Genomic DNA, 11,746 nt, shown 5'->3' with positions numbered 1-11,746 from the left:
TGCGCGGACACCGCCCTTGCGCTTGGCCCACGAATTTGAGACAGTTCCCGCCGGAGAGAGAACTGGGGAGAACAGGGCGATGCCCAAGGCGATCGAGCGCAGCGAAGCGCTGCATCCCACGCATGCGGGCCGTCTGCGCAAGAGCGGGCGGCAGCGCCTCGATTGGCGCAAACGCATGAGCGACAATGTCGCCTATGCCCTGCTGGTCTACACCGGCCTCCAGATCTTCGTCACCGTTCACGCGCTGAAGTCCGGTGCCGACTCGTCATCGATGATGCCCTACCTCGCGCTGGTCGTGCTGGTGGCGGCGATCATTCCCGCCTGCCGCGCGTTCGAAGGCCGCTGGCTGGGCATTTCGGACGAAGCCGCCGCCGATCCGGGATACCGGGGTGCTTATCGCCGCGACCAGGCGCTGCTGTGGATTGTCGCCATCGGCCTGCCGTTTGCACTGACCGCGCTGTTCAAGACGCTGTCGTCGGTCTTCTAGCACCGGCTCTCCTGCGCCCGTTGCTGGGCGCCACTTGCCGCGGAGTTTGCGGCACCCTAGCTGCCCCTGCATGCAATCATCCCTTCTGCTCGACGCCGCCAGCGCGCTGATCGACCACGCCCGCCGCTGCGGCGCCGACGCGGCCGACGCGACCGGCCACACCTCGTCAGCGCACGGCGTCAGCGTCCGGCTGGGCGTGCTGGAGGACATCGACCGGTCGGAAAGCGCGCAAGTGGGCTTGCGAGCTTTTGTCGGCCAGCGGTCGGCCAGCGTGTCCACCAGCGACCTGTCGCCCGCCGGACTGAAGGAACTGGCCGAGCGGGTGGTGGCGATGGCCCGCCATGCGCCGGAGGATCCGTTCGCCGCGCTCGCCCCCGAAGCGGCACTGGCGCGGGGCCCCTTTCCCGACCTCGCCATCACGGATGCGAGCGAGCTCTCCGCCGAGGAGCTGCGCGATCGGGCCCGCGCAGCCGAGGACGCGGCGCGCGCGGTGTCCGGGGTGCGCAACAGCGAGGGCGGCAGCGCGAGCGTGGGGCGCGGCGGATCGGTGCTGGTGACCAGCACCGGCTTTGCCGCCGCATTCGAAGGGACCAGCCACGCGCTGTCGGCCAGCGTCATCGCCGGCGAAGGCGACGGGATGCAGCGCGATTACGCGGCGCGCAGCGCGCGCCACCTGGCGGACCTGCCGGACCCTGCCGAGGTGGGCCGCCTGGCGGGTGAGCGCGCGGTCGCCCGGCTGGCTCCGGCCACGCCTTCCAGCGGAGCGATGCCGGTGGTGTTCGATCCCCGGGTATCGGCCTCGCTGGTCGGCCACCTGCTTGGCGCGATGGCAGCGCCCTCGATCGCGCGGCGGGCCAGTTTCCTGGTCAGCCGGGAGAAGGAAACCCTGTTCCCGGACGCCATCCGGATCGTCGAGGATCCGCTGCGGCCGCGCGGTCTACGCTCGCGCCCGTTCGATGGCGAAGGCATCGCCTGCACGCCGCGCGCGTTGGTGGAATCCGGGCGGGTGACCGGCTGGCTCACCAACGTCGCCTCGGCGGCGCAACTGGGGCTGCCCCTGACCGGGCACGCCTCCCGCGGCGGCGGCGGCACGCCGGGGGTGAGCCCCAGCAACGTCGACCTGCTGGCGGGCGGCGAGACGGTCGAAGAACTGATCGCCGACATCGCCGACGGCGTGCTGGTCGATTACCTCATCGGCCAGGGGATCAACCCGGTGACCGGGGATTACAGCCGCGGGGCTGCGGGCCGGCGCATCGTCAATGGCCGGATCGAAGGGCCGGTGGCCGGGTTCACGATTGCGGGCAACCTGATCGACATGTTCGCGTCGATGCGCGCGGCCAACGATCTTGAAACGTACCGCGCGATCAACGCGCCCACGCTGCGGATCGACGGGATGACGGTCGCCGCCGCCTGATCAGGTGGCCGAAGGCTCGATCGGGTTCCGCTTGTACCGTTCGATCGCGTCCACGACCGCGCGGCGGGCGTCGGCCGCATCGCCCCATTTGCCCACCCGCACCCACTTCTCGCGTTCGAGATCCTTGTAGTGGGTGAAGAAGTGCTCGATCTGCTGGAAGATGATCGAAGGCAGGTCCTGCCGTTCGGCCACGTCCGAGTAATACGGAAAGGTCGTGTCGATCGGAACGCACACGAGCTTCTCGTCCCCGCCGTGCTCGTCTTCCAGGTTGAGCACGCCGATCGGCCGGGCGCGCACGACGCAGCCGGGGATGAACGGGCTGCGGCTGATGACCAGCGCATCGATCGGGTCGCCGTCATCCGACAGGGTATGCGGCACGAAGCCGTAGTTCGCCGGATAGCGCATGGGCGTGTGCAGGATGCGATCGACGAACAGCGCGCCCGACGCCTTGTCGAATTCGTATTTCACCGGCTCGCCCCCTGTGGGCACCTCGATGATCACGTTGAGGCTTTCGGGCGGATTGTCGCCCACGGGAATCTTGTCGATCTGCATGGCGCGCGCTCTAGCGGCGCCGATGGTGCGCCGCAACAAGGTTGATCCTCAGTTCGCGGCTTTCGCCGCCAGCAGCCGGTCGAGCGGCTGCTCGCCCGGCGCGGCGGGTTCGAGCCAGGGATAACGCAGCCCGCCCCGGTAATCGAGCGTGATGGTGTCGTAGAGATCGCCGCGCTTTACCAGCAGCGCGATCGGCGCCTTCGACCGGGCGGCGGCGGTGATCGCGTCCTTCATGCCTTGCGCGCTGTACGCCTCGCCGCCGACCGCGACGATCTTTGCGCCGTTGACGATGCCGGCGTTGAACGCCGGGCCATCCCACCGGGTGGAGGTGACTGTGCCGTCCTTGTCGAGGTTGAACCCCAGCGAATAGGTCAGCTCCAGCCCCTTGCCGTGATCCATCGCCCCCTTGTCGAACGGATTGGGGGTATCGCGCCAGACCAGCCGATAGCCTGCCATCTCGATGCCTTTGGTGGGCGCAGGCTGGCCGGGCGTGAGCAGGCGGGTCGTCAGAAACCCTGCCCAGTCGTATGGGTGCACGCCGTTGAGCGCGGTGACCACGTCATCGAACGTGTAGGTCAGCTGGCCCCAGTCGCCATCGCGCATCCCGAAGAACGCCCGTGCGAAATCGTCGAGGCCCCTGCTCCCGCCGGTGCCCTGGCGGATGATCTGGTCCGCTTCGAGCCAGACGAGCGAGCTTTCGACATAGTAGTCTTCGCTCCGCTGCAGCGAACTGTACGGGTGCGGCCGGCGGGCGGCCATGATCGGATCGTTGGTGGTATCGCCGACATCGCGCCACGCGCGGCCCGGCTGCCCTTCGCTGTACACCGCCGCATCGCGCGCCATCCGCCCCAGGATCGTCTCTTTCTTCTGCAGGCCGGAACGCGCAGCGAGCACGTTGCCCCAGAACTGGGTCTGCCCTTCGTACAGCCACAGCAGCGATCCCTGCATCGGGGTGCGGTAGTCGGGCGTCCACAGATCCGCCGGGCGGCGGTACTTGCCGTTCCAGCTGTGCACCAGTTCGTGAGCGATGACGTTGTGGTCCCAGTCCATCGCGTCCCAGTCGGTGAACGAGGTCGGCTCGTACTGGTTTTCGGAACTGCGGTGATGCTCCAGGCCGATGCCGCCCATCCGCTCGGTCAGCGCCAGCAGGAACGTGTATTTGTCGAAGTGGCGCGCGCCGAACAGCGCATCCGCCTCGATCACCAGCTTGTTGAACGTGGCAACGTTCTGCGGCGCGATGGCGAGCTGCGCGGGCTTGTCCGCCACCACGTCCAGCCGCACGTCCTCACCGATCGGCCAGGACTGCGCGTGCTTGCCGGCGAAGATCGGCGAATCGACCAGCGTTTCGTAATCGGTCGCCGCCCAGGTGACCTTGTCACCGACCCGCTTCTGCCCGTCGAGCGCGGTGAAGACGCTCCACCCGGCGGGCACCGTCACCGTGGGCCGCACCGCGATCCGGCGGGTGTAATGGCCGGCGGGGTACAGGCTCATCTTCTCCCACTGCAGGTTGAGCATCTCCTGCGTCATCGTCACCCGCCCTTCGGACCCGGTGACGGGCGAGGTGTGGACGAAGCTTGCCACCACGCTGCGCGCTCCGGCAGGCAGCGCCAGCTTGAAGGCATAGACGTCGAGCGGATCGCGCCGCCACGCGACCGGCTTGCCGCCCACGGTGAAACGGATGTCCGATAGCAGGCTGATCGGCCCGCGCGCGGCGTGGTTGCCGGGGAGCCATTCGGGGTAGAGCAGCGTCAGTTCGCGGGTGCCGGGGCTGAGCGGGATCGTCTGGGTGACCCGGTACACCGCGCGGCGGGTGTCGGTCGCGTCGATCGCCAGGTCGATCGTCCCGCCGGGCCAGGCGGTATCGACCGGCAACGGCGTGCCGTCCGCCACCTGGACCGCCACCGGCATCGACCGGTTAGCGTCCTGGGCGGAGGCGGGGGTTACGAAAGCGAGGGCGAGGAGCGGGAGCGCGAACCGGTTGATCATGCGGCAAGTCTGTGTCGGATGCGCGGACGCGGCGCAAGCGGCTGCTCGACGAGCGGCTTTCCCGGCAGACACGAACAGGCTAGTGCGCGCCGCGAAATGAGCCAGAAAACTCCGCAAGCCATCCGCGGCACCCAGGACATCTTCGGCGCCGAAGCCGAGGCATTCGCGTTCGTGGTCGAAACGTTCGAGCGGGTGCGCAAGCTCTATCGCTTCCGCCGGATCGAGATGCCGGTGTTCGAACGCACCGAGGTGTTCGCCCGCTCGATCGGCGAGACCACCGACATCGTGTCGAAAGAAATGTATTCGTTCGAGGATCGCGGCGGCGAGAGCCTGACCCTGCGCCCGGAATTCACCGCCGGCATCGCCCGCGCATTCATCACCGACGGATGGCAACAGCACGCCCCGCTGAAGATCGCCACCCACGGCCCGCTGTTCCGCTATGAACGCCCGCAGAAGGGCCGCTACCGCCAGTTCCACCAGCTCGACGCCGAGATCATCGGCGCCGCCGAGCCGCAGGCCGATGTCGAGCTGCTGGCGATGGCCGACCAGCTGCTGAAGGAACTGGGCATATCCGACGGGGTGACGCTCAACCTCAACACGCTGGGCGATGGCGACAGCCGCGAGGCGTGGCGCGGGGCGCTGGTCGATCACTTCGCGGGAGTGCGCGGGGAGCTGAGCGAGGAATCGCAGGAACGGCTCGACAAGAACCCCTTGCGCATCCTCGACAGCAAGGACCCGCGCGACCAGGCGTTCGTCGCCGACGCTCCCAAGATCGACGATTTCCTGAGCAGCGAAGCGCAGGACTATTTCGCAAAAGTATGCGCCGGGCTGGACGCCGCCGGCGTCGCGTGGACCCGAAACCCGGCGCTGGTGCGCGGGCTCGACTACTATCGCCATACCGCGTTCGAATTCGTCACCGACCGGCTGGGCGCGCAAGGGACGGTGCTCGGCGGCGGGCGCTATGACGGGCTGATCGAGAGCCTCGGCGGGCCGCACACCCCGGCGGTCGGCTGGGCCGCGGGAATCGAGCGGCTGGCGATGCTGGTGGGGGAGCGTCCGCAGGAACGGCTCGATGTGGCGATCATCCCGCTCGACGAAGATGGCCTCGCCGATGCGAACCGGATCGCGCGCGACTTGCGCGGTCGCTGGAACACGGTGGAAGTATTCGCGACCGGCAAGATCAAGAAGCGGATGAGCCGTGCCAGCGAAGGCGGCGCGCTGCTCGCCGTGCTGATCGGGGAGGATGAACGGCTGGCAGGCGAAGTCACCGTGCGCGACCTCCACGGCGGCGAACAGGTGCGCATGCGGCCCGCAGACTTGCGCGACGCCGTGGCGCAAGCGCAGAACGCCGACTGGCTGCGCGGCCTGGAGCGTGACGGGATCACGCCCCCCGACGAGCCTGATTTCGGATGACTATCCCCGCCGAACGGCTCAACCAGATCCGGCACCGCTTTTCCGAGCTCGAGGCGCGGCTTGGTTCGGGCACGCTGGAGGGCGCGGAGTTCGTCGCCGCCAGCCGCGACTATGCGGAACTGGAACCCGTGGCGCGCACCGCCGAGGAGGTGCTGCAGATGCGCGCCGAACTCGCCGAACTGGAAGCGCTCGACGACAGCGACCCGGAAATGCGCGCGCTGGCGGAAGAAGAGGCCCAGCGCCTGCGCACCGCCCTGCCCGCCGCCGAGCGGGCGCTGTCGATCGCCATGCTTCCGCGCGACAGCGCCGATGCGAAGCCTGCGATGCTGGAAATCCGCGCTGGCACCGGGGGCGACGAGGCCGCGCTGTTCGCGGCCGATCTCTACCGCATGTACGAACGCTTCGCCGCGGAGCAGGGCTGGCGGGTCGAGCCGGTCAGCATGAACGCGTCCGACATCGGCGGGTTCAAGGAAATCGTCGCCAACGTCGCCGGCAACGGGGTGTTCGCCAAGCTCAAGTTCGAAAGCGGCGTGCACCGCGTCCAGCGCGTGCCGGTGACCGAAAGCGGCGGGCGCATCCACACGAGCGCGGCGACCGTCGCCGTCCTCCCCGAGCCGGACGAGGTCGATGTGCAGATCGAGGACAAGGACCTCAAGATCGACGTCTACCGCGCGTCCGGCGCCGGCGGCCAGCACGTTAACACCACCGACAGCGCGGTGCGCATCACCCACCTGCCGACCAACACCGTGGTCACCTGTCAGGACGCCCGCAGCCAGCACAAGAACAAGGACAAGGCCATGCAGGTCCTGCGCGCCCGCCTGTTCGAGGCGCAGCGCGAGGCGACTCAGGGCGCCGAGGCGGAAGCGCGCAAGGCGATGGTCGGCAGTGGCGACCGGTCCGAACGCATCCGCACTTACAACTTCCCGCAAGGCCGGGTGACCGATCACCGCATCGGGCTGACGCTGTACAAGCTCGACGAAGTGCTCGCCGGGCCGGGCCTTGCCGAACTGGTCGATGCGCTCACCGCCGAGGACGAGGCCAAGCGGCTTGCCGCTTTGGGCGAATAGGCTGGGCGGCGCATGACCACCGTGGGCGAGGCGCTCCGCGCGGCGGCGGAGCGACTGGCCGTCACCTCGGACACCGCCCGGCTCGATGCCGAACTGCTGATGGCGCACGCGCTCGGCTGTTCGCGCACCGACCTGTTGCTGCGCCACCTGCGCGATCCGGCGCCGGCCGGCATCGCTGCGTTGATCGACCGGCGCGCGGGGCATGAGCCGGTCGCCTACATCACCGGCACCCAGGACTTTTACGGCCGGACCTTTTCCGTCTCTCCGGCAGTGCTGATCCCGCGCGGCGACAGCGAGACCACGGTCGTCGCGGCGCTGGAGGCGCGGCCGGCCGCGCGGCGGGTGCTCGACTGCGGGACCGGCTCGGGCGCGCTGTTGCTCACCCTGCTGGCCGAAATTCCGCAGGCGCTCGGCACCGGCATCGACCGGTCCGCCGAGGCGCTGGAGATCGCCCGCCGCAATGCCGCCGCGCTGGACCTGACCGCGCGCGCGCGCCTGGTCGAGGCCGACTGGTCGCGGGCCGGCTGGTCCGCCGGGCTTGGCCAATTCGACCTGGTCATCGCCAATCCGCCTTACGTAGAAGATGATGCGACGCTGGATGCGACGGTGCGCGATCACGAGCCGCACGGGGCGCTGTTCGCCGGGCCGGACGGGCTGGCGGACTATCGCACGCTGATCCCGCAGCTGCCCGCGCTGCTGGAACCAGGCGGGGCGGCGGTGGTCGAGATCGGCCACGCGCAGGCGGCCGCGGTGAGCGCGATCGCGCACGACGTGGGCTTTACCGCGGAACTGCGCCGCGACCTTGCCGGGCGGCCCCGCGCGCTTATCCTCCGCCGCGGCTGAGTTTGGGCTTGGCAAACGCGCCTGCGATAGCTACCTCTTTCCCCAAGCCCAGCGGTTTGCGGCGCGTTCGCCACCCGTATGCGGCCCAGCTCCAACATTTGCATGATCTTTTCGGGTTCGGCCCGTGGACAAGGCAAAGCAGGGCACCGCGCACCGATTTCGCGCGACGAGGGGTCATGAGGACGGTTTACCGGCGCGCGGAGCGTCGGCCGATCCACCAGAAGGAAGAGTTTTTCCTTGAACAACAATAACAACAGCAATCGCGGCAATAACAACAACCGGCGCCGTGGTCGGGGCAACCGCCAGCAGCAGGGCGGCGGCAACCAGAACCGGATCGACAGCCGCGCGCGCGGCAATGCGCCGCAGATGCTCGATAAATACAAGAAGCTGGCGCAGGACGCGCAGCATCACGGCGACCGCGTGCAGGCCGAATATTACCTGCAATTCGCGGATCACTATTTCCGGGTGATCGCCGATAACCGCGTACGCCAGGAAGAGCCCCGTGGCGGCCGCCGCGATGAGCGCGACTTCTCGAACGAGGAAGATGGCGACGAGGACGATTTCGGCTCCGCGCGCAATGCGCGTGACGATCGCCCCCGGGAAGATCGTCAGCGTGACGATCGCCCACGTGAAGATCGGCAGCGCGACGATCGCCCTCGTGAAGATCGTCAGCGCGACGACCGTCCCCGAGAAGATGGTCAGCGCGACGACCGCGCCCGCGGCGGCAAGGACCGCGGCCGGGGCGCAGAGCGTCAGCGCCGTCCGCGCGAGGACAACGACGGCAACCGCGAGCAGGCCGAAGGCGAGCGTGCGGTCGAAGGTGACAGCGCCGCAGCCTACGAGCCGGCCGAGAACCCCTTCGTCCGTCCCGCCCGCGAGCGCACCGCCCGCCGGCCACGCACCCGCGCCACTGAAGGCACCGACGAAACCGAAGAGATGGTCGGCGACCGCGGCGAAATCGATGCCGCCGCCCTGCCCCCGTCGATTTCCGCCGGCAGTCCAGTCGCCGACACGGACGGTGAGGCTGCGCCCGCTACGCGCAAGCTGCCCCCGCGCCGGCGCCGCAAGGTGGCTGACGAAGCCGGCGAAGGCGACAACCTGACCGCGGTCGGCTGAGTTCAGCCCGATGGCCGCCGCAGTGCGCGAAGGCCGTGTTCCGGTGGCGCGCGCATTCCTGGCGCATCCGCGGCTAAGCGGCCTTGCCTGCGGGCTGGTCGCCGCGCTTGGCTTTCCCCCGCTCGGCCTGTGGCCATTCACGCTGCTCGGCGTCGCAGGGCTGGCCGCCCTGCTCGCGCGCACGTCCGGTTGGCGGCAGGCGGCGTGGATCGGCTGGCTGTTCGGGCTGGCGCACTTCACCTTTGCCAACAACTGGATCGCGACCGCGTTCACCTATCAGGCGAACATGCCGGCGGCGCTCGGCTGGGCGGCGGTGCCGCTGCTGGCCGTCTATCTCGCGGTCTATCCCGCGATCGGCGCGGCCATCGCCCGCACGGTCGGGGGCACCCGGCCCGTGCCGCTGGCGCTGGCGCTGGGGGGCGGCTGGATCGTGTCCGAATGGCTGCGCAGTTGGGTGTTCACCGGTTACGCATGGGATCCGCTGGGCCTCGCGTTGCTGGGTCCGTTCGACCGGCCGGGCCTCGCCGCGCTGCTGCCGTGGCTCGGCACGTACGGCTTGTCAGGACTGACGGCGCTGATCGGTGGCGGCCTGGCCGCGCTGCTGGCGATCCGCGCCTGGTGGCGCGCGCTCGCCGTGCTCGCGCTGACGATGGTCGGGATGTACCTGCCGGCGCCGCCCAGCCGAGAGGGCACGCTGGCGGTCACGCTGGTCCAGCCCGGGTTCCGGCAGGAGGAGCTCGATCGCCGGGACCTGTACGAACGCCAGTTCGCGGACCTGGCGCGCATGACCGCGCCGCGCCGCGATGCCGGGCAGCGGCTGGTCCTGTGGCCTGAATCCGGCCTGCCCGACTACCTGCGCGACGGCTATCCGCGCCACTACTACCTGGGCGCGACCGCGGGCGCCGATCCACGGTTCGCCCGCACCCGCATCGGCCAGGTGATCGGTCCGGGCAGCTTGCTGATGACCGGCGCGGTGGACCTGGAGATTGCCGACGGACGCGCCGTGGGCGCGTACAACGTGGTCACCGTGCTGGACCCGGCGGGCAACATCCGCGGCAGCTACAGCAAGGCGCATCTCGTGCCGTACGGAGAGTACCTGGCGCTGCGCTGGTTGCTCGAGCCGCTCGGCGCGTCGCGCCTCGTCGCAGGAAGCTTCGACTTCATCCCCGGTCCCGGTCCACGCACGCTCGACCTCGGCGCCTATGGCCGCGCCGGCATCCAGATCTGCTACGAGATCATCTTCTCCGGTCAGGTTGTCGATCGGGCACACCGGCCGGAATTCATCTTCAACCCGTCGAACGATGGCTGGTTCGGCCACTTCGGCCCGCCGCAGCACCTCGCGCAGGCGCGGATGCGGGCGATCGAGGAAGGGCTGCCGGTGCTCCGCGCGACGGTCAACGGCATCAGCGCGGTCGTCGATGCCCGCGGAGTGGTGCGCGCGCACCTGCCCACCATCCATGTGCCGGGGCGCATCGACACCGTGGTTCCGCCCGCGTTGCCGGCCACGCTGTTCGCGCGGACGGGCAACGTACTGCCGCTTGCATGGGCGATACTGATCCTAGCCGCCTGCGTGCTTGTCAGGCGCAGGCGCGGCGGCTACGCGGCAGACATCATATAAAGCTTTCCTTATATGGAGAACTCCAGCCGATGCGCGCCGATTACCTGTTCACGTCCGAAAGTGTCTCTGAAGGCCATCCGGACAAGGTCTCTGACCAGATTTCCGACGCGATCGTCGACCTGTTCCTGTCGAAAGACCCCGAAGCCCGGGTGGCGTGCGAGACGCTGACCACCACGCAGAAGGTGGTGCTGGCGGGCGAGATCCGCTGCAAGGGCGTGTACGAGAACGGCCAGTGGGCCGATGGCGCGCTGGACGAGATCGAGCGCACCGTGCGCGATGTCGTGAAGGACATCGGGTACGAGCAAGACGGCTTCCACTGGCAGACGCTGGACTTCCAGAACAATCTGCACGGGCAGAGCGCACACATCGCGCAAGGCGTGGACGCGGGCGAGAACAAGGACGAGGGCGCGGGCGACCAGGGCATCATGTTCGGTTTCGCCTGTGACGAGACCCCCGACCTGATGCCGGCGACGCTCGATTACAGCCACAAGATCCTCGCCCGGATGGCGGCCGACCGCCACTCCGGCAAGGCGCCGTTCCTGCAGCCCGACGCCAAGAGCCAGGTCACCCTGCGGTTCCGTGATGGCCAGCCGGTCGCCGCGACCGCTATCGTCGTCTCGACCCAGCACGCCGAAGGATACGACGAAGGCGCGCAAGAGGCCGAACTGCACAACTATGTAAAAGCCGTCGTCGCCGACGTGCTGCCGCATGAATTGCTGACCAACGAAACGGTCTACCACATCAACCCGACCGGCAGCTTCGTGATCGGCGGGCCCGACGGCGACGCCGGGCTGACCGGGCGCAAGATCATCGTCGATACCTATGGCGGCGCGGCCCCGCACGGCGGCGGCGCGTTTTCAGGCAAGGACCCCACCAAGGTCGATCGCTCGGCCGCCTACGTCACCCGTTACCTGGCCAAGAACGTGGTCGCCGCGGGCCTGGCGCGGCGCTGCACGATCCAGATCGCCTATGCGATCGGCGTGTCACAGCCGCTGAGCTTGTATGTCGATACCCACGGCACCGGCACCGTCTCCGATGAGAAGCTGGAGCAGGCGATTACCGCTGTTGCGGCCAAGCGGCTTGGCGGGCTGACCCCGCGCGGAATTCGCGAAGGGCTCGGCCTCAACAAGCCGATCTACCGCAAGACGGCGGCTTACGGGCACTTCGGGCGGACCCCCACGGGCGAGGATTTCCCGTGGGAGAAGACCGATCTCGGCGACGCGCTGAAGGCGGCGACCGCCGCCTGACCC

10 protein-coding genes are annotated in these 11,746 nt (G+C 69.0%); 8 read left to right on the top strand and 2 right to left on the bottom strand.

Translation table 11 applies throughout. From position 1 onward, the window contains the following. Positions 1-79 precede the first annotated feature (79 nt). Complete coding sequence (locus tag E0504_RS01825) at positions 80-487, top strand: hypothetical protein (protein WP_207912080.1); 408 nt, start codon at positions 80-82, stop codon at positions 485-487. Between the two features lie 70 nt (positions 488-557). Next, positions 558-1,901, top strand: a complete 1,344-nt coding sequence (locus E0504_RS01820; RefSeq protein ID WP_131621323.1) for a TldD/PmbA family protein — start codon at positions 558-560, stop codon at positions 1,899-1,901. Here the strand turns inward: E0504_RS01820 and ppa are convergent, their stop codons facing one another. Both ppa and E0504_RS01810 read right to left on the bottom strand, forming a co-directional pair. Further along, a complete protein-coding gene (gene ppa / locus E0504_RS01815) occupies positions 1,902-2,453 on the bottom strand; it encodes an inorganic diphosphatase (RefSeq protein ID WP_131621620.1) in 552 nt (183 codons plus the stop codon). 48 nt (positions 2,454-2,501) lie between these two features. Then, the gene (locus tag E0504_RS01810; RefSeq protein ID WP_131621321.1) at positions 2,502-4,439 is read right to left on the bottom strand and encodes a M61 family metallopeptidase; all 1,938 of its coding nucleotides are present in this window, start codon (positions 4,437-4,439) and stop codon (positions 2,502-2,504) included. Between the two features lie 96 nt (positions 4,440-4,535). Between E0504_RS01810 and hisS the strand changes: the two genes are divergently transcribed. The 6 genes from hisS (at position 4,536) to metK (ending at position 11,743) form a co-directional block, all read left to right on the top strand. Beyond that, positions 4,536-5,852, top strand: coding sequence for a histidine--tRNA ligase (hisS, locus tag E0504_RS01805; RefSeq protein WP_131621618.1), 1,317 nt, complete (start codon positions 4,536-4,538; stop codon positions 5,850-5,852). Beyond that, on the top strand, positions 5,849-6,919 hold the full coding sequence (gene prfA, locus E0504_RS01800; RefSeq protein WP_131621320.1) for a peptide chain release factor 1: 1,071 nt from the start codon (positions 5,849-5,851) through the stop codon (positions 6,917-6,919). Before hisS ends, prfA begins: the two co-directional genes overlap by 4 nt. Before the next feature lie 12 nt (positions 6,920-6,931). Further along, the gene (gene prmC, locus E0504_RS01795) at positions 6,932-7,762 is read left to right on the top strand and encodes a peptide chain release factor N(5)-glutamine methyltransferase (RefSeq protein WP_131621318.1); all 831 of its coding nucleotides are present in this window, start codon (positions 6,932-6,934) and stop codon (positions 7,760-7,762) included. Between the two features lie 237 nt (positions 7,763-7,999). After that, positions 8,000-8,878 (top strand): DUF4167 domain-containing protein, encoded by an 879-nt coding sequence (locus E0504_RS01790; protein ID WP_131621316.1) that lies wholly within the window; start codon positions 8,000-8,002, stop codon positions 8,876-8,878. Between the two features lie 10 nt (positions 8,879-8,888). After that, entirely contained in the window at positions 8,889-10,496 is a 1,608-nt protein-coding gene (lnt, locus tag E0504_RS01785; protein ID WP_131621314.1) for an apolipoprotein N-acyltransferase, read from the top strand. Positions 10,497-10,525: 29 nt separating this feature from the next. Beyond that, positions 10,526-11,743 (top strand): methionine adenosyltransferase, encoded by a 1,218-nt coding sequence (metK, locus tag E0504_RS01780; RefSeq protein ID WP_131621312.1) that lies wholly within the window; start codon positions 10,526-10,528, stop codon positions 11,741-11,743. Positions 11,744-11,746 lie beyond the last annotated feature (3 nt).

It is taken from the genome of Parafrankia sp. BMG5.11 (assembly GCF_004337455.1).
This window is presented reverse-complemented; position numbering and strand designations above follow the sequence as displayed.